Consider the following 17,154-nt stretch of genomic DNA (forward strand, 5'->3'; position numbering starts at 1 on the left):
ACTCTCATCAAAAGGGGACGTTGATGACACGTAGCAATACGTGTAAATCTGTCAGAATTCGACAATCTATTCGGTTGTCATCGTGAAAAAGAAGTTTTATAATGTGGTTATAAGCAAATTATCGATAATCCCAAATGTAGAGGAGGAAGATGACGGAACTTTTTTTTCAAGGCAAATGGTAACGCTTTCTTTTTTTGAACTATATTATCGATAATCGATAATGGGAAACGGAGACGTGATTGCATGTACGAAAACCTGTCTATTTCACCCGTTCATTCGATAAGCGAGCAAGTTTTTACGGCATTGAAGAAGGAAATTCTTGCTGGTGATCTGCAGCCAGGGGCACGTTTGCTCGTGCTTGAGATCGCCAAGAAGTTTAATATCAGTCAAGCACCGGTTCGCGAAGCGCTGGAACGACTGAAGTCTGCAGGCTTTATTACGGGCATCCCAAACAAGGGGTCGGTTGTCTCCGATATAACTGCGAAGGAAATTAAAGATATTTTCGAGCTGAGGGAAATTATTGAAGGCTTTGCGGTTCGGCAATCGATGCAGCGGTTAACCGAAAATGATTTTGACTACTTGGAAGACATTATTAAGCGTATGCACCTCGCGCACGAGCAAAATGATATTTTGAACATATTGGAGCTGGATATGGAGTTCCATGGTTTTTTTTATAAACGGTGCGATAATCATATGATCCTTGAGCTGTGGAATCGCATGAGAATCAAAGTGATGAGGTTTATGGCTATCTCCAATCGGCATTATTCTACGGATGGACTTGCGGATTGGCATCTACGTTTGGTGGATGTGCTGCGCACTGGCGATACAGAGTTAGCGGAACAGACCTTTATCGAGCATATGCACTCTTATAAAATGATTCATCTCAATTAGTGTCATGCATCTCGTAAGTTAACCTTACAAAAGGGGCAATGGAGTATGCTGAGCGAGGGATTATTATTTAAAGAAGATGTCGTTCTAACCTGGATGAGGGACCGTTTCCTCCGGAATTTAGTCTCAAACACCGCTGCTGTGAAAACAGACTTGAAGGATAGCTTATCACGGTTGCAGTTGAACCCTTACTACACCTTTCCTGCGCTGGCTTTGCTGGAGCCTGCCGTTTACTTTGACGATGAGCATGAGAAAATTGTTTATTTGGAGCGAATGCGGGATTATATGCAGAAAAAAATATCGGATAGCAGCATCGTATTTGTAGATGAGGAGGGCAGGGTAGGCCTGCTCTTCTCGTGGGTGTCCAAAGAAACGATTGAGATGATTCAGACCATGTTGACGGAGCATTTCCAGCAGCCGTTCAATATCGGGGTAGGAAAGCCTTGCGGCCATTTGTATGATATCGTTCATTCCTATCGCCAGGCTTCACGCGCGCTGCAATATAAGTTTTATCGCGGGACGGGCAAAATTATTTATTACAGCGAGCTTGGGCAATATGAATCGCTTCAGCACTATCCTTCCGATAAGGAGAAGGAGCTATTTGATGCCTATAAAGCTGCGGAATCGACAGCCGAGATTGAGTCGTGCGTACAGCTTTTTTATAGCGAGATCCTGAGTAATGGTCCACTGGATGCTCAGAGCGTCTACGATTTGACGGTTAGGCTGCTCGTAGGAACGGAGAAGCGTGTGCTGGCTGAGGCAGAAAATGTTAGCGCATATGAGCAATTTGACGTGATGTCGATCGTGAAGCTTGAGACGCTGGAGGAAATTAAGCACTATGTCATTCACTTTCTCATCGGCTTGAAGGATGTGCTTACCCACAACCAGAAGGAGAGCCATCGCAGCATTATTAAAAAGACGATCCATCACATGGAGAAGGAGTGTCAATTTGCATCCTTGCAAAGCGTCGCACAGAAGGTTTATATGACGCCTACTTATTTGAGTTTGTTATTCAAGACGAATACGGGAAAAACGTTTATCGAGCATTTGACGGATATTCGTATCGATAAAGCGAAGGATATGCTAAAGAGCACCCATTTCAAAAACTATGAGGTAGCAGAGAGGGTCGGTTACCAAGATCCGCGATATTTTAGCCAAATCTTTAAGAAAAAGGTTGGGTTGTCGCCTAGCGAATATCGGGAATTCGTAGGGAAGTAGCTAATTTGAGAGAAAGAAGGACTCTATTGGCAGCGTTTCTGCCAACGGAGTCCATTTTTTTATAGCCTGACATCGCTCTGAGGGCCGTTTCGCTCATTTTTCCGCGCATCAGCAAGCTCTGACTCCCAGGTAAGATGGCGATATTCCACCGCAGCGTCATCATTTTCGAACCAGCTCAAGAAATCCGACCAAAGCGCAACATCCCATGCCGCATCAATCTGCGCCGTTGTATAGACGCTGTCGCGCAGCCGCACGAATCCGAACACGTCGCGCACTTGGGATTTTTCGGCTTGCACGACCGTAAGCTCGGCTAGGTGAGGCGGAATGAAGATGACGCCGGCAGGCGTTCCAAGCACGACGTCGCCCGGCATACAGATCGCTTTGCCAATTCGTGTCGGCACGTTCATGCCTACCATCGTAACATCCGCAATCGCAGTAGGGTCGCTGCCGCGATAGAATACGTTGATATTATCAATTTCAACGACCTGCTGGTTGTCGCGAATGCCGCCCCAAATGACCGCACCGCCGTGCTTCGTACGGGTTGAGATCGCAGTCGATAGATTCCCGCCGACGTATGTGCCGAGATGCACCTTATCGAACATGTCGACAACTGCGACATCGTCTTCAACCAAAGCATCGATGACCCATTGATTAAAGAAGCCTTTGCGTTCCTCTTGCTCATGACCGTACTTCAGCAGGGTTTCATGCAAATCGGGCCGCTTCGGTACCATCACGGCAGTTACCGCGCGTCCGACCATAGTCTTATTAGGATGAATGATTTTGAAATCGCCTTCGAATTGAAATGCATAACCTCTGTTCCAGAGAGGGCCCCAAGCTTCCTCCAACGTAATTTTACGCATGCGGCGTAATATATCCTCGGATACTTTAGGGCGTCCATTAGGGAAGCGTTCGCCCTCCCAAAGCGGCGTAAGCTGAATCATATCTTCCGGGTTGTCAAATTTCATGTGAGCACCTCTTTCGCGATAGTGTGTTGAAGGCTGATGTGGCTTGCTTCGTAAGTCTATTGTTAGGGACATTCCCATATTTGTCGATGCGACTTTCTTAAGGCATTTTGCGGCAATCTATGAATTTTTCACACTATATAAAATCAAACGAATTCATAATTTCTTCCCCTTCATTCATGTAACCGCTTTCGTTTAAAGTAAGGGAACATTATCCACGAAGGGGGAGGAGATGATCGGAGTGAAGGGTGAGAGTTCGACAACGATAGCGTTAAATAGCAAGCCTGCAAGGTTGAAGCGAAAGCAAAAGGGTACAACAAACTTAGCCGGCTACATTTTTATATCCCCATGGCTGATCGGATTTTTGCTGCTGACGCTCTGGCCAATCGCACAGTCGTTTTATTTGTCTTTTACCGACTATTCCTTGCTGGAGGACCCCGTATGGACGGGAACGGACAATTACGTCAAAATTTTCACGAGCGATGCCACCTTTACGAAATCGCTCGGCGTAACGTTTATGTTTGTCCTATTCTCGGTCCCGCTCAAGCTGTTTTTCTCGCTGATGGTCGCTTTGGCGCTTAACAAAAACATCCGTGGCATGAACATATATCGGACGGCTATTTATTTTCCATCCTTGATCGGAGGAAGCATAGCGGTAGCGGCGCTTTGGCGCAATATGTTCGGCATTGACGGTTATATCAACCAAGTGCTGGCTTGGTTTGGAGTCGAGGGAGTGGGCTGGATTTCCAATCCGGATACGTCGCTCGGCACGCTGATCTTACTCAATACATGGCAATTCGGCTCGACGATGGTTATTTTTTTGGCGGGGCTGAAGCAGGTTCCACAGGAGCTCTATGAATCGGCATCCGTAGACGGAGCAGGCAAGGTGAGGAAATTTATCAGCATTACGCTTCCGATGCTCTCGCCGGTTATGTTCTTTAATCTCGTGCTTGGCATTATCGGTTCCTTCCAAACGTTTACGTCTGCGTTCATCATTACGAAGGGCGGTCCGATTAATTCCACTTACATGTATGCGATGTTCCTTTATGAGAAGGCGTTCAAGCATTATCAGATGGGCTATGCGTCGGCGCTTGCTTGGATACTGCTGACGATTGTCGCGCTGCTCACGATCATTAATTTTGCAGCTTCGAAATACTGGGTATTTTACGAGTCGGATGGGGGGAAAACGAAATGAATTCGATGCGTTCCAAGCTGTCGAGCCATTTGTACCTAACCCTATTCTCCTTTCTGATGCTGTACCCCGTCATCTGGTGGGCAGGAGCTTCGCTTAAGAAGACGGAGGAGCTCAGCTTGCCGACGATCTGGCCTTCTAAGCCGATGTGGAGCAACTATTGGGATGGCTGGCATTTCTCATCCGAATATACGTTTGCTCACTTCTTCGGCAACACGCTGCTTATGGAGCTTGGCAATGTCCTTGGCGGCGTTGCTACGGCTGCGATTGTCGCTTACGGCTTCGGAAGACTAAACTTCAAGCTGCGCGGCTTCTGGTTTTCGATTTTGCTTCTTACGATGATGCTGCCTGGACAAGTAACGGTTGTCCCGCAGTACATCTTGTTCAATAAGCTCGGGTATGTCGACAGCTATGTGCCGCTTGTGCTCCCGCATTTTTTTGGGGGAGGGGCATTCTTCATCTTCCTGCTCGTCCAATTCATTCGCGGCATTCCAAAGGATCTTGATGAGGCTGCAACGATAGATGGGGCAAGCGTTTACGGCATCTTCTGGCGGGTGATATTGCCTTTGCTGAAGCCGTCGCTTGTAACGGTAGCGATCTTCACGTTTATTTGGAGCTGGGATGATTTCTTCGCGCAGGTGCTTTATTTAAGCTCCGTCGATAAGTTTACCGTCGGCTTGGCACTGCGGATGTTCATCGATCAATTCGACATTCAGTGGGGACAATTGCTTGCGATGTCCTTGCTGTCGATCTTACCTTCGGTCATTATCTTCTTCTTTGCACAGAAGCACTTTGTCGAAGGAATAGCGACTACAGGCCTAAAGGGGTAACGGCATTACATTTTACAAAGGTAAAGGGGATGCTCGAGGATGAAAAAAGGTTGGTCCATGGGAAAGGGCTTCGGATTGTTGATGCTGGCTCTGCTGTTAGTGTTGACTGCATGCAGTGGAGGAGGAGGCGGCAATGGGGGCGAGGAAACGAATGGCGGGGCGAATAGCTCGGCAAAGCCAGAAGACGAAGGCGGCAAAGAGACGGGCGGCAAAACGACGCTCAGCATGATGTGGTGGGGACCGGATGCCAGGCATGAGGCGACGAAGAAGGCACTCGATATTTACTCGCAGCAAAATGCGAACGTAACGTTCAAGCCGGAATTTATGGCATGGGATGCATTCTGGCAGAAGCTGCCGACTCTTGCCGCTTCAAAGTCCATAACCGACGTGCTGCAAATGGATGCTGCTTACCTCCAAGAGTATGTATCACGCGGCCAGCTGGAGGATCTCTCTGACATTGATCTAACCGGTATCGTTGATCCAACGGTCATAACGAATTTGCAAATCGACGGCAAGCTGTACGGCATTCCGCTCAGTCAAAATGCACAAGGCATTGCGTTCAATAAAGTGGAGCTTGAGCAATACGGCATCCCGCTTCCGCATAAGGATTGGACATACGATGAGTTTTTCCAGTGGGCAAGAGATGCGCGGGCGAAGCTGCCCGAAGGGAAATATCCAATTGGCGATACAACGACATGGGACAGCTTCAACTATTATCAGACCTCGATGGGCAAACCGCCGGTCATGTCGGATGGCGGCAAAACGTTCACGCTCGACAAGGATTTGTTTATGACCTTCTATCAAACGTATGAGGAGTTCCGGAAGGCGAAGATCGTGCCGCCTGCCGAGAAAGCTGCCGCGTTCCTTGAGAATGACCCGCAAGCCGACCCGATGGCATCCGGCGTAGTAATGACAAGAGGCGCTACAACAGGCTCTGTCAGCGCGCTTGAGCAGCTTATGCCTGGAAAGGTTGCAGTCGTGAACATGCCGGTTGGACCCTCTGGCGGCGGCTGGGCACAGTCTACCATCTTCTTGAGCGTCAGCGCGAATTCCAAAAACAAAGACGAAGCGAAAAAATTCGTGAAATGGTTCATTACCGATAAAGAAGCTGGTGCCGCTCTTGGCTTAACGCGAGGCATCCCGATTAATCCAGATGTGTATAAAGAGCTTGAGCCTAATCTTGAACCAAAGGATAAGCTGGGCAAAGAATTATATGATCTGTCGCTGGACAAAGCATTGCCGTTCTACCCGCCGGCAGCAGGGTTCTCGGAATGGGTCGATACGTACAAGAAGGAGATAGAGGCTGTTACGTTCGGCCAGCAATCCATTGAGGAAGCGTTCAACAAGATTGACAAGATGGGCAAGGAGCTTGCAGCTAAGGTTGCTGGATAATTAACCAATAATGAAAGTGAGGTTTTATAGATGCAATTAGCAGAAGTATTCCCGTCCCAGCCGTCTAGGCTATGGCATTTGGCGAAGCAGCTTGGTGTAGATCACGCTGTTGGCGGACTGCCATGGGAAGAGAAGCTGGAGAAGCCATGGGATTTGATGCCGCTGATCCGGATGAAGCAGAGGTTTGCCGACTCCGGGCTTGCGCTGACCGTAATCGAATCGATGCCGCCGAGCAACGAGATCAAGCTTGGCACTGCGGGACGCGATGCCGAAATCGAAGTGTTTCAGCAGTTTATTACGAATATGGGTGCGGCTGGCATTCCCGTTCTTTGCTACAATTTCATGGCCCAGTTCAACTGGTTCCGAACGTCCACAACTACGCGCACGCGGGGCGGGGCACTCGTCTCAAGCTACGATCATAGCTTGATGCTGGATGCGCCGCTAACGGAAGCCGGGATCGTGAGCCAGGAGCTGCTATGGGAAAATCTCCAGTACTTTATGGAGCGTATCGTACCGGTAGCGGAGCAGGCAAAGGTAAAGCTAGCGCTTCATCCCGATGATCCCCCGATTACGCCGATAAGAGGCGTATCACGCATCCTGACAAGCGCAGCAGCCTTGCAGCGCGCCATTGATTTAGTTCCCAGCGAATACAACGGGATTACTTTATGCCAAGGCACCTTGGCTACTGCCGGAGAACATATTCCGAGCGTCATTCGTCAATTTTCCAAGCAGAACAAAATGTTTTTCGTTCATTTCCGCGATGTCAAAGGAACGCCGGAGAAGTTTGAGGAAACCTTCCATGATGACGGGCAAACGAATATGCTGGAGGCGATGCACACGTACTACGAGGTCGGCTTTAACGGACCGGCAAGGCCCGATCATGTGCCGACGATGGAAGGCGAGGACAACGCTAATCCAGGCTATGAGCTGCTTGGCCGTTTATACGGAATCGGCTACATTCGCGGCTTGATGGAAGCAGCAGCTGCTTCTCAAGCGGCCAAAGGAACTGTGGCGAGCGGCAGCATTTAAATATGAGAGAGCAATAAGTAGAGAAGCACCTTCAACTGCCGCTAATAAAGTGGTGTTGAAGGTGTTTTTTTGAAATTGAAAAAAGTAGTCAGATTCACAACGCAAAGAAGCGGAATGCCCTATAAGCATCCCGCTTCTATTAAGCTTGTTTAGCAACAATCAGCTCCAAAGCCGATCGTTGGAGTGGTAGTGATTCCAGTTGTCTGTGGAATCCCACAAGCCTGGAATTTTCGGATGAAGGTGCTGCGCCAAAACCTCGTCATTCAGATCGTCGATGCCGAGGCCCGGCGCATCGGTCATATGGATAAAGCCATTCTGGACAAGCTTCTTAGGGAGCTTGCTGCTAATGATGATGTCATCCCACCAAGGCACCTCGCAGGAGTGGTACTCAAGCGCCATAAAGTTCTCGGTAGCTGCGGCAACATGCGCGGCTGCCAGGCAAGCGATCGGACTCTCTGCCATATGGATCGCCATTGCAACGCCGTACTCCTGTGCCATGTCGCCGATTTTTTTCGTCTCCAAAATACCTCCAGTCGTCAGGACGTCTGGATGGATAACCGATACGCCGCCAGCTTGAAGAAGTGGTCGGAAGTTTTCCTTCAAATAAATATCCTCACCCGTACAGATCGGAGTGGCAACCGCACGCGAGAGCTTGGCGTATTGCTCCGTATACTGCCATGGAAGCATATCCTCCATCCAAGCCAGATTGAATTTATCGACGCGCCGTCCAAGCTTAATGCAATCCTCAAGGCCGATATGTCCGAAATGATCAACGGCAAGCGGAACCTCGTAGCCAATAACAGCGCGCACATCCGCAACGTATTGCTCAAGCATATCGAGACCTTTTTCCGTGACATGAATCGCGGTGAAAGGGTGGGGGATGTTGTGGATGTCATAGTGCTGATTCCGAATATCACGAATTTCATCCTCTGTAAGCGTATCATGATTGTTGCTGTAGCGGTTTTTGGAGATGCTGCGCATTTCCTCCAAGAAGCCGATCGGAGCGCTTAACGTGCCGGGCTCGTTAATAATTTGACCGATGCCAAGATCCATCTTGAGGAAGGAGAAGCCTTCCTCCATACGCTTCTTAAGCGCTAAGCCCATAGCTGTGCCTGTATCTTTGCCGACTACCTCGGTGTCGCAGTACATGCGGATTTTTTCGCGGAACTTGCCGCCGAGCATTTGATAGATCGGTACGCCGTAAGCCTTGCCCGCCAAATCCCATAAAGCGATTTCGAGTCCGCTAACGCCGCCGCCTTGCCTCGCATGCCCGCCAAACTGCTTGATACGGCGAAACAGCTTATCGATATTGCATGGATTCTCGCCGAGCAAACGACCCTTCAACATTTGTGCATACACTTTATCTGCTCCGTCGCGCACCTCGCCAAATCCGACTAAGCCTTGATTGGTGAGCACTTTAATCAAGCTGCTATGAAATGGACCGCCAACTATATCAGTAAACCTGATATCGGTAATGCGAAGCGTAGACGGACTTGAGTGGGTACTGACATGAGCTAGCGTTTCCTCATAGGATTGGTTATTGGACATGAAAATTCACTCCTTGTTTGTTAGTGTACAAATCATTCATCAATACAGACTCAAAGCAGCATGCTGCCGCCATCAAGCCTAATCGAAGAGCCGGTCATAAACTCGCACTCGTCCGAAGCTATAAAACAAACGAGCTGCGCTACATCAAGCGGACGGCCGACGCGGCCAAGCGGAAACTTGTCACGAATCGAGCGGCTCTTTTTTTTATGCTTCTCAATGTCCTCGTTCGTCATAATCGGCTTGGACTCGCGAGCGCTTTGCCTGCCGACTTCAACAGCGCCAGGCTCGATCGTATTGACGGTAATTCCATACTTTGCAAGCTCAATCGCGCTTTCCCTGCCGAGCATGCGAATACCGCCTTTTGTCATGGAATAAACGACGTCGAAGTCAGTAGGGCGCTTGCTGTGAACAGAGGACATATTTATAATTCTGCCGGACTGCTTCACTTTCATATAAGGGAGTACAGCCTGCATGTTTTGCCAATAGCCCTTCAGATTGATGCTCATCATGCGATCGAACGAAGACTCGTCATGCTCGAAAAAGTCAAAGTTCAACTGAAGAGCAGCATTATTGACTAGAATGTCAATTCCGCCATAACACTCCGCAACCGTTTCGACCATTCGCTCAATATCTTGCTTATGCGCTACATTAGCTTGCACGATCATTGCACTGCCGCCAAAGTCATCAATTTGCTGCTTCGTGTCAAGTGCGCCGGCGTCGCTTTGATTGTAATGAACGGCAACCTGTACTCCGCGGCGCGCTAACTCAATGGCCACACCTTTGCCAATTCCCGTTCCGGCACCGGTAACTAAAGCTATTTTTCCTGCAATGCTCATCCAGCACCTCCATACCGGCGGTTAAGGCCGCTTCATTTTAAAATTCATGTAATGCAGCAGAAAGCCGCCATCGAGTCTAATATCTGATCCGTTGATATAGCGAGCCTCGTCCGAGGATAGGAACGAGACAAGCTCTGCCAAATCATCATGACTGCCTAATAAAGCATGAGGAACTTTATATTCGTAATCGTTATACAGCGTAGAAATGGTGCTTTGAAATACCTCGTCATCACCGTCCAGCGGGCCTAATTCGATCGTATTCACGCTGACGCCGAAACGGCCAAGCACGAGGGCAGTTTCCTTTGCGAGCATTTTAACCGCGCCTTTCGAAATGCTGTAGGTGAAGGCGGAGCCAGTAGGCTTCTCGGCATGAATAGAGGAGACGAAAATGACTTTTCCCGATTGCTTTCCCATCATTTGCTTGCCAACTGCTTGCGTACAAATAAAGGCGGACTTGGCATTTACAGCGACGCTATGTACAAATTGCTCTTCATCGCCAAATTCAATCGTACTTTGATAAACCTGATTATTGTTGTGTATGAGTACGTCCACTGTGCCCAGCTGCTGTTCAGCGAATTGCAGCATCTCCGTGACCTCTGCGCTGTTGCAAAGGTCAATATTGACGACGATCGCTTGCAAGCCGGCCTCTTGAATCTGCTTTAATTCCTCAGTAAGCGCTGACCCTCCCGAATAGCTGTTCAAAATAAACGGAGCGCCGCTTTGCGTCAATCGTTTAATGATCGCTTTACCGCTGCCGCTGTCTGAATCCGTTATAAAAACCAGCTTTTTTTGCAATCGAAACGATCCCCTCCATCCATAAAGACATAGGCTTCATAAAAAGCTCTTGTAGCTTTATATTAGTAAGTTGACCCTCGCATGGCGATGCCGTAAAGTTATGATTTTGTTTGTTTTTTTGCAAACGTCGTTCAATCTCTTGAATCGTGTTAAAATAGGGATATAATGCCAATTTATCAATTTGGAGATCACGCCGATCCCAATAATATGGAATAGGAGAGAATGATGCACAAGCCCATTAAGAGAAGCCCATTTCGCATTTATGCGGGTACCAAATATTATCGGCTCAAACGATACTGGAGCTGGTTCACAGGCAGCAAGAAGTACACAAAGCGAATCACGGATAATGATTTATTGCCGCATGTCATTGCTGAGCATCGTACACCGCTCACCAGACAGCTGAAGGAAGTGGATCAATGGCTGCAGCATAACAAAGTGAAAAACCTGCAAATAGCGGCAAAGCGATTAAACCATATTCTGATCAAACCCGGAGAAACCTTCTCTTATTGGCGCTTAATAGGCAATCCTACGAAAAGCAAAGGGTACGTAGACGGCATGATTTTGTTCTATGGACGGGTTGTCACGGGAGTAGGGGGCGGCTTGTGCCAGTTGTCTAATTTAATCTATTGGATGACCTTGCATTCACCGCTTACGGTTACTGAGAGGTACCGGCATAGCTATGATGTTTTTCCTGATTCGGGACGCACGCAGCCTTTTGGCAGCGGGGCAACCTGTGCGTACAATTATTTGGACTTGCAGATCGAGAATCAGACTCAGCAATGCTACCAATTAGTCGTTTATTTGACGGATACGCACTTGGTAGGGGAATGGAGATCGGTTGCGTCAGCCGTTAATACCTATCAAGTCTACGAAAAGGAACACTGGATTACACAAGAGTTTTGGGGAGCGTACATAAGACATAATACGATTTACCGGAAAGTGTTCGATGCGGACCAGGAGCTGCTTTCAGACGAGTTTATTACTGAAAATCATGCCATTATGATGTATGAGCCGCTATTGACTACTGGAAATTCCATTGCGAACGAAAGCAAGTAATTTAACGAATTTAAGGAGGTTATCAATGTCGAGAGCAAGAAAAACGATTCTATTCTCTTTAATTGGTCTATTTATTGTTCTCATTTATGTGCCTGTCTTGATCAGCTACGCGAACTATCGCTCGATAAAGATAAACAATGATAACGCTGATCAATTTATACATCATTTAGGGGCCGTCATACAGCAAAAAGATTCGTTTGAAATGACGGAAGTAGCGACTTTCGATTGGGATCACATGTATATGTTTCAACCATATCTCTCACGGGACGAGATGGAAAAGGCAACGGGGACGAAATGGACAACGGAATCTACTTATTTCGCTTATTTGGAAAATGAATTTTTTATGGGGGATTATCCTTTGCTTGATGACTCCATTCATAAGCTCGTGTTTTTAAAATCCGACGAGGTCGTTCTAGATGTAACGCTTGATCGATTCATAGCCGATTTTACATCGAGCGATCGGAGGATTGAAAGATCGGATTCCAAGTTTATTATTTCGAGGACGAAGGATCATTTTAATCGGTTAAGCAATGCAAGCATGAATGACTGAATAGCGATTTCAAAGCCATGTAAAAGCCATTAAAAAATAGTGAGACAGTCTAGAAAATACGCTTTTGTGATCTAGACTGTCATAGCTCTTATTCTCTAGGGAATAAGAGCTTTTTTGTGTCTATATAAAAGCTCCAAAAACGTGACGATAGCCAAGTGGAATTAGTTTAATTTTTTCTCATAATTAGCAAATGCACGGAAAGTAGGTTAAAAACTCGTCTTTTGGAGGAGGCATCGACATATAATCTTCACAGACCGTCCACTTTTTGTTTGTACCTGCGAATTGTTGCCATCTCATTTATATCGCAATAGGCATATTTCAATAACTTAAGGGAGTGGTACTATTATGCGTAAAAAGTTAAATCAGCAATTGTTCGTTTACCTGCTTATTTTATCGTTAATCATAACACTAGGCATGTATGTGAAACCTTTAGATAACGACTCTAAGGAAGGTTCGGTCGTTCATTCGCAGGAGATCATTGAACCAGTAGTTAGCAACATCCTGCTTACTGACGCAAGCGAGTCCCCAAGCCCAGATCTAATCGCAGCTTCCATCGCTTCACCCATACCCTCACCGATACCCAATCCTTCCGATACCGGAGCACCGATTAATATGGTCGTAGAGCCTCCAGTTACCTCACCAAATACGCAAACACAATCAATTGAAACACCTTCAGTTGCAAAAGAGCAATCGCATACATATGAGGTTACCGCATATTTTCTAAACGTACGGACCAAACCAAGCGCAAAATCGAGCATCATAAAGGTCATCGAGCAAGGCACAACCGTGCAAGTAACAGCAGCAGCCGATAATGGCTGGCTTGAGCTTCAAGATGGAGGATATATTCATGGCGGTTATGCCAAAGAAGTGAAAGAGAAAGGGAAAGTATCAATTTTATCTCTTCCGGCCGCAAGCCATCGTCAACCGACAAACGCATTTAACGATAGCAGCATGGAGAGCGCGCTGCAATCCGAAAGTATAGATGAAGAAGCTGTGGACGAAGAGGAAGAGGAGGAGCTTGGCAAGCCCACCTCGATCGTTAAATCGGACTCCGGCCTGACGGAGGAGCATATATCTAAAATATTTGAAGGCACCGCGCTATCCGGGCATGATTTGGAACAAGCTATCCTTGAAATTGAAGAGGAATATGGCATAAACGCTTATTTCACGATTGCCGTCATGAAGCTGGAGAGCGGCAATGGCAAAAGCAGATTAGCCAAGAGCAAAAATAATTTATTTGGCTTAAATGCGATAGATGGCGATAAGTACAACAAAGCGTTCAGCTTTAAAACAAAAGGAGACAGCGTTCGAAAATTCGGACAGCTCCTTTCCAAAAACTACGTCGGCAAAGGACTGACCACGATCGAGAAGGTCGCGCGCAAATATTGCCCCGCCAACTCGAAATGGTCTGGCTTAGTAAAAAATATAATGAAAAGCGATTTTCGAAAGCTGTAACTTGGCATTTTATGATCAAATATGGTATTTTCATCTTCTAGGCAACTTACGTAGAGGATACATAGGAGGTCACCAGCATGAGTGAAACCGTTCAAAAAATGCCGTTCGGCTATGAGCCGCCAAAGGATGAGCGCAAGGGTACACTCGTCTATTATGATTCCTTCGAGCATACGACAGAAAGGGAGCTTGATCTTGCGGCTTACCTTGCAAAGGAACGATTATTTATTAAGCTTGTTCTCTATCCCTTGCATGAGCAAAGCGTAAAGCGAATGTCAAAGGAAGAGGTAAGTCCCTTTTATAAACGTGAGGATAAGCTGCATGAATGGAAGAGGGAGCGGGGTGAAGCAAATGTTGTCGTCGAGAGGCTCGAGATTAAACGGAAAAAGTATACGCCAATCGATTCTGCATTGAGACATTTGGCGGAAACCTATCCGAAGCCGCTGTTTCTGCTCATGACCAGAGAGACAGCCAACTTATTCGCATCCTTTTCCTCCTTTGAGGAATGGATCGTCAAAATTAGATTGCTGTTAATGGAGGAGCCGGAAAGGCTTCATCCGCGTCTTCTGCAATATAAGCATCGCTGGGAGTTCATTATCAACAAATGATTGGTTTATTATGAAGCAGTAACAACAAAGAGCTGCCCATGCGATCACCTCGCCGGGCAGCTCTTTGTTGTTACGCCTGCCGGTTAGCCAGTAGAAGGGCTGTTAGGCACATGGCCTTTCTGATTGCGATTCGCCTCAGTTGATTCAGCCAAGTTATTTTCCGCTTCTTGGGAGCTTGCTTCAAACGCCTGATTTTTGCTTGGAATCGACTTATTTTTATTGCGAGCCATCGTATGACCTCCAAACGCTTGATTGCCCAATACTATGAGGCAAGATTAGGTTAACCAAGTTCGCCCAAAATCATGTTGTTCTGCAAATGACAAAAAAAGACCGTACTTCGAAGTCGAAGCAAGGTCTTCCAATTGCATGAACACATTATTTTACGCTGACCACATGCTCCTCGCATGCAGTGGAGCAAAAGCCGTTTTTTGTTTCTTCGCATTCTTTGCACACGATGTGCTGAAGATGGCAGGAATCGTCCGCACAGTTGATGTACGTATCCGCCGGCTGCTCGCAGTGGTGGCATTTTCCAACGACGACTGCTTCATCCGTCTGGTTGATTACAACCGATGTTCTTTCATCAAAGACGTAGCATTTGCCATCGAACAGTCTGCCTTGTACTTCCTCATCCTTACCGTACGTGACAATGCCGCCTTCTAGCTGATAAACGTCATTAAAGCCTTCGCTCATCATTACGCCAGTGAGCTTCTCGCAGCGAATGCCGCCCGTACAGTAAGTAAGAATCGGCTTGTCTTTGAAATCAGCCATATTCTCGCGAAGCCATTTCGGAAATTCCTTGAACGTCTCCAGATCAGGTCTGATCGCATTGCGGAAATGTCCAAGATCATATTCGTAATCGCTTCTGCCATCAAGCACGATAACATCTTCTCTTTGCAAATACTCATGAAACTCTTTAGGAGATAGACGAGTGCCGCTAAATGTATTCGGATCTAAAGGCTTATCATAACGAAGCGTAACAAGCTCTTTCTTGTAACGGACAAATATTTTTTTGAAAGCATGCTGATCGGCTTCATCTACTTTGAATACAATGTCCGAAAATAGCGGGTTAGCGCGCAAATCCTCCATGTATTTCTCCGTTTGCTCGATCGTGCCTGACAGCGTACCATTAATGCCTTCATCCGCAATTAAAATACGGCCCTTCACGTTTAATTGCTTGCAATAGGCAAGATGCTCGGCAGCAAATTGCTCCGCATCCGGTATGGTTACAAATTTATAATACAATAAAATTCGAAATTGATTATTGTCGCTCATCGCAGTCTTTCCTTTCCCGTAAACAAATAAAAACCATACTATATTATAGTTGACTCTTCGCATTAATTCAACAGATAACATTTTCAAAAGCAAAAAAAGGATTCGAATGATGCTTTCCAACTTAACTAAGGCGTCTTTATTGATGGCTATGCGCATAATCATGGAGCCGTGGAAATTTTTTTCACCCCATGGCATGCGATTTTTTACAGCGGATTTCTTGCATGCGCCATCTGGATAGCCGGATTAATCGTGAATGCCAAGAAACAAACCGGTTCCACGTGGCGGAAAGCCATTCCAGCAGGGTATGAGCTTGGATTGCTTGGTGTCGTCATTTTTCTTACAGGCGGACTATGCGATATGGTTTGGCACATCATTTTCGGCATCGAAGTAGACATTGAAGCTTTGCTAAGTCCATCCCATCTTGCATTAATGTTAGGTGGCAACATGCTCTTAACTAGTCCATTTCGGGCAGCATGGAGGGAGCATAACCACAGCGCTAAGATAGGCATTCAAATCGTGCATGCAGGACGCAACGTTAAACATTTAAACACACCCTTTGGTTCATTACGGCAGAGCATACTAATCAATGGAAAGAAGAGCCTCTCTGCATGCGGAGAGGCTCTTTCCTGATTATTGGAGCAGAGAGAGAAATCGATTGGCAACTAGCGATAATGAAGCGTCTCGTCTGATGGCGCAGCCAACGGAACGTTTTGGAATCGGTTCAATCGTAGGCAATTGCAGCAGCTTCCCGTCATCCAGCTCCTGCTTGACGAACGATTGTGTGACGAAGGCTGCACCGTAGCCTCGCCCAGCCAGCTCGATGAGCATGTCCATGCTGCTGAGCTCCATATCGGCATCAGCATCAACGCCTTGGGAGGAGAACCACTGCTCGACAAATGCTCTTGTGCTGCTTCCTGCAGAGAGCAGAAGCAGCGGAATTTGGGAAAGCGCAAAAGCCGTTAAAGGCTCAACCGCCAAATGGCGATAGGCCTGTCCGACAACGAAGCAGCTTTGAATATCCGTAAGGTGATGTACATCAAGCTCAGGATCAGAAGTAGGCAAATGGACAAGCCCGATATCAATTTGACCAGACTTCAGACGTGCCCGAATATCCGATGTTTTTCCTTGGGAGAGACGGATTCTCACGGCGGGATGCTCAGCATGAAACGTATCCAGAAGCGGGAGAAGCAAATGCTTGATAATAGGTCCGCTTGCGCCGATTCGAAGCTCGCCAGCAGAGAGATTTTTGAGTGATTGCAGCCTGTTTTCGCCCGCTTGCAGCGCGGAGAATGATTTTTCGACATAATCGAGTACTTCCATGCCTTCGGGTGTAAGCTTCACGCCTTTGGAAAGCCGGTCAAACAGCTTCACCTCAAGCTGTGCTTCCAATTGCTTAATGGCATAGCTGACCGAAGGCTGTGTAATATGCAGCTCCTGCGCCGCTTTCGTTAAATTGCCTAATTTCGCAGTGTGCAAAAATATACGATACCACTCCATACTCATTTGCATGATATCAAACCTCTCTA

At 47.1% G+C, this 17,154-nt stretch carries 18 protein-coding genes; 11 read left to right on the plus strand and 7 right to left on the minus strand.

Going from position 1 to position 17,154, the window contains the following annotated elements:
- Window positions 1-243 precede the first annotated feature (243 nt).
- Entirely contained in the window at window positions 244-891 is a 648-nt protein-coding gene (locus AC1TPC_RS05735; RefSeq protein WP_482065885.1) for a GntR family transcriptional regulator, read from the plus strand.
- 45 nt (window positions 892-936) lie between these two features.
- On the plus strand, window positions 937-2,106 hold the full coding sequence (locus tag AC1TPC_RS05740; protein ID WP_482065886.1) for a helix-turn-helix domain-containing protein: 1,170 nt from the start codon (window positions 937-939) through the stop codon (window positions 2,104-2,106).
- A 59-nt stretch (window positions 2,107-2,165) separates the two neighbouring features.
- Here the strand turns inward: AC1TPC_RS05740 and AC1TPC_RS05745 are convergent, their stop codons facing one another.
- On the minus strand, window positions 2,166-3,071 hold the full coding sequence (locus AC1TPC_RS05745) for an RraA family protein (protein ID WP_482065887.1): 906 nt from the start codon (window positions 3,069-3,071) through the stop codon (window positions 2,166-2,168).
- Window positions 3,072-3,300: 229 nt separating this feature from the next.
- Here AC1TPC_RS05745 and AC1TPC_RS05750 point away from each other — a divergent pair, with 229 nt between their 5' ends.
- From AC1TPC_RS05750 to AC1TPC_RS05765, 4 genes are read left to right on the plus strand one after another with little or no spacing between them, the layout of a single operon-like run.
- Window positions 3,301-4,263: a carbohydrate ABC transporter permease gene (locus AC1TPC_RS05750; RefSeq protein WP_482065888.1), complete on the plus strand. Its 963-nt coding sequence runs from the start codon at window positions 3,301-3,303 to the stop codon at window positions 4,261-4,263.
- A complete protein-coding gene (locus AC1TPC_RS05755; protein WP_482065889.1) occupies window positions 4,260-5,090 on the plus strand; it encodes a carbohydrate ABC transporter permease in 831 nt (276 codons plus the stop codon). Before AC1TPC_RS05750 ends, AC1TPC_RS05755 begins: the two co-directional genes overlap by 4 nt.
- A 39-nt stretch (window positions 5,091-5,129) precedes the next feature.
- Window positions 5,130-6,482, plus strand: coding sequence for an ABC transporter substrate-binding protein (locus tag AC1TPC_RS05760; RefSeq protein WP_482065890.1), 1,353 nt, complete (start codon window positions 5,130-5,132; stop codon window positions 6,480-6,482).
- 30 nt (window positions 6,483-6,512) lie between these two features.
- On the plus strand, window positions 6,513-7,511 hold the full coding sequence (locus AC1TPC_RS05765) for a mannonate dehydratase (RefSeq protein WP_482065891.1): 999 nt from the start codon (window positions 6,513-6,515) through the stop codon (window positions 7,509-7,511).
- Window positions 7,512-7,670: 159 nt separating this feature from the next.
- On the opposite strand, the gene AC1TPC_RS05770 is transcribed toward AC1TPC_RS05765, so the two are convergent.
- Genes AC1TPC_RS05770 through AC1TPC_RS05780 form a run of 3 tightly spaced genes read right to left on the minus strand, consistent with a single transcriptional unit; the run spans window position 7,671 to window position 10,690 of the window.
- Entirely contained in the window at window positions 7,671-9,059 is a 1,389-nt protein-coding gene (locus tag AC1TPC_RS05770; protein ID WP_482065892.1) for a mandelate racemase/muconate lactonizing enzyme family protein, read from the minus strand.
- Window positions 9,060-9,109: 50 nt separating this feature from the next.
- On the minus strand, window positions 9,110-9,895 hold the full coding sequence (locus AC1TPC_RS05775) for an SDR family NAD(P)-dependent oxidoreductase (RefSeq protein WP_482065893.1): 786 nt from the start codon (window positions 9,893-9,895) through the stop codon (window positions 9,110-9,112).
- A gap of 21 nt (window positions 9,896-9,916) precedes the next feature.
- Window positions 9,917-10,690 (minus strand): SDR family NAD(P)-dependent oxidoreductase, encoded by a 774-nt coding sequence (locus AC1TPC_RS05780; protein ID WP_482065894.1) that lies wholly within the window; start codon window positions 10,688-10,690, stop codon window positions 9,917-9,919.
- Window positions 10,691-10,912: 222 nt separating this feature from the next.
- Between AC1TPC_RS05780 and AC1TPC_RS05785 the strand changes: the two genes are divergently transcribed.
- From AC1TPC_RS05785 to AC1TPC_RS05800, 4 genes are all read left to right on the plus strand, one after another.
- Window positions 10,913-11,746, plus strand: coding sequence for a VanW family protein (locus tag AC1TPC_RS05785; RefSeq protein ID WP_482065895.1), 834 nt, complete (start codon window positions 10,913-10,915; stop codon window positions 11,744-11,746).
- Window positions 11,747-11,771: 25 nt separating this feature from the next.
- The gene (locus AC1TPC_RS05790; protein ID WP_482065896.1) at window positions 11,772-12,296 is read left to right on the plus strand and encodes a hypothetical protein; all 525 of its coding nucleotides are present in this window, start codon (window positions 11,772-11,774) and stop codon (window positions 12,294-12,296) included.
- Window positions 12,297-12,641: 345 nt separating this feature from the next.
- On the plus strand, window positions 12,642-13,751 hold the full coding sequence (locus AC1TPC_RS05795) for an SH3 domain-containing protein (protein ID WP_482065897.1): 1,110 nt from the start codon (window positions 12,642-12,644) through the stop codon (window positions 13,749-13,751).
- A gap of 77 nt (window positions 13,752-13,828) precedes the next feature.
- Complete coding sequence (locus AC1TPC_RS05800) at window positions 13,829-14,356, plus strand: hypothetical protein (RefSeq protein WP_482065898.1); 528 nt, start codon at window positions 13,829-13,831, stop codon at window positions 14,354-14,356.
- 83 nt (window positions 14,357-14,439) lie between these two features.
- Here the strand turns inward: AC1TPC_RS05800 and AC1TPC_RS05805 are convergent, their stop codons facing one another.
- Both AC1TPC_RS05805 and trhO read right to left on the minus strand, forming a co-directional pair.
- Window positions 14,440-14,586 carry a hypothetical protein gene (locus AC1TPC_RS05805; protein WP_482065899.1) on the minus strand — a complete coding sequence of 49 codons (147 nt, stop codon included), beginning with the start codon at window positions 14,584-14,586 and terminating at the stop codon, window positions 14,440-14,442.
- A gap of 145 nt (window positions 14,587-14,731) precedes the next feature.
- Complete coding sequence (trhO, locus tag AC1TPC_RS05810) at window positions 14,732-15,628, minus strand: oxygen-dependent tRNA uridine(34) hydroxylase TrhO (protein WP_482065900.1); 897 nt, start codon at window positions 15,626-15,628, stop codon at window positions 14,732-14,734.
- 168 nt (window positions 15,629-15,796) lie between these two features.
- Here trhO and AC1TPC_RS05815 point away from each other — a divergent pair, with 168 nt between their 5' ends.
- Window positions 15,797-16,258, plus strand: a complete 462-nt coding sequence (locus tag AC1TPC_RS05815; RefSeq protein WP_482065901.1) for a hypothetical protein — start codon at window positions 15,797-15,799, stop codon at window positions 16,256-16,258.
- Here AC1TPC_RS05815 and AC1TPC_RS05820 read toward each other — a convergent pair whose 3' ends face one another.
- Window positions 16,259-17,137: a LysR family transcriptional regulator gene (locus tag AC1TPC_RS05820; RefSeq protein ID WP_482065902.1), complete on the minus strand. Its 879-nt coding sequence runs from the start codon at window positions 17,135-17,137 to the stop codon at window positions 16,259-16,261.
- Window positions 17,138-17,154: the final 17 nt, after the last annotated feature.

The sequence above is a fragment of the Paenibacillus sp. Y280 genome (genome assembly GCF_056786335.1).

What these genes read in the sequence shown, in the direction of transcription:
- AC1TPC_RS05735 (WP_482065885.1), top strand. Translation starts at nt 244, where the DNA reads ATGTACGAAAACCTGTCTATTTCACCCGTTCATTCGATAAGCGAGCAA.
- AC1TPC_RS05740 (WP_482065886.1), top strand. Translation starts at nt 937, where the DNA reads ATGCTGAGCGAGGGATTATTATTTAAAGAAGATGTCGTTCTAACCTGG.
- AC1TPC_RS05745 (WP_482065887.1), bottom strand. Translation starts at nt 3,071, where the DNA reads ATGAAATTTGACAACCCGGAAGATATGATTCAGCTTACGCCGCTTTGG.
- AC1TPC_RS05750 (WP_482065888.1), top strand. Translation starts at nt 3,301, where the DNA reads ATGATCGGAGTGAAGGGTGAGAGTTCGACAACGATAGCGTTAAATAGC.
- AC1TPC_RS05755 (WP_482065889.1), top strand. Translation starts at nt 4,260, where the DNA reads ATGAATTCGATGCGTTCCAAGCTGTCGAGCCATTTGTACCTAACCCTA.
- AC1TPC_RS05760 (WP_482065890.1), top strand. Translation starts at nt 5,130, where the DNA reads ATGAAAAAAGGTTGGTCCATGGGAAAGGGCTTCGGATTGTTGATGCTG.
- AC1TPC_RS05765 (WP_482065891.1), top strand. Translation starts at nt 6,513, where the DNA reads ATGCAATTAGCAGAAGTATTCCCGTCCCAGCCGTCTAGGCTATGGCAT.
- AC1TPC_RS05770 (WP_482065892.1), bottom strand. Translation starts at nt 9,059, where the DNA reads ATGTCCAATAACCAATCCTATGAGGAAACGCTAGCTCATGTCAGTACC.
- AC1TPC_RS05775 (WP_482065893.1), bottom strand. Translation starts at nt 9,895, where the DNA reads ATGAGCATTGCAGGAAAAATAGCTTTAGTTACCGGTGCCGGAACGGGA.
- AC1TPC_RS05785 (WP_482065895.1), top strand. Translation starts at nt 10,913, where the DNA reads ATGATGCACAAGCCCATTAAGAGAAGCCCATTTCGCATTTATGCGGGT.
- AC1TPC_RS05790 (WP_482065896.1), top strand. Translation starts at nt 11,772, where the DNA reads ATGTCGAGAGCAAGAAAAACGATTCTATTCTCTTTAATTGGTCTATTT.
- AC1TPC_RS05795 (WP_482065897.1), top strand. Translation starts at nt 12,642, where the DNA reads ATGCGTAAAAAGTTAAATCAGCAATTGTTCGTTTACCTGCTTATTTTA.
- AC1TPC_RS05800 (WP_482065898.1), top strand. Translation starts at nt 13,829, where the DNA reads ATGAGTGAAACCGTTCAAAAAATGCCGTTCGGCTATGAGCCGCCAAAG.
- AC1TPC_RS05805 (WP_482065899.1), bottom strand. Translation starts at nt 14,586, where the DNA reads ATGGCTCGCAATAAAAATAAGTCGATTCCAAGCAAAAATCAGGCGTTT.
- trhO (WP_482065900.1), bottom strand. Translation starts at nt 15,628, where the DNA reads ATGAGCGACAATAATCAATTTCGAATTTTATTGTATTATAAATTTGTA.
- AC1TPC_RS05820 (WP_482065902.1), bottom strand. Translation starts at nt 17,137, where the DNA reads ATGCAAATGAGTATGGAGTGGTATCGTATATTTTTGCACACTGCGAAA.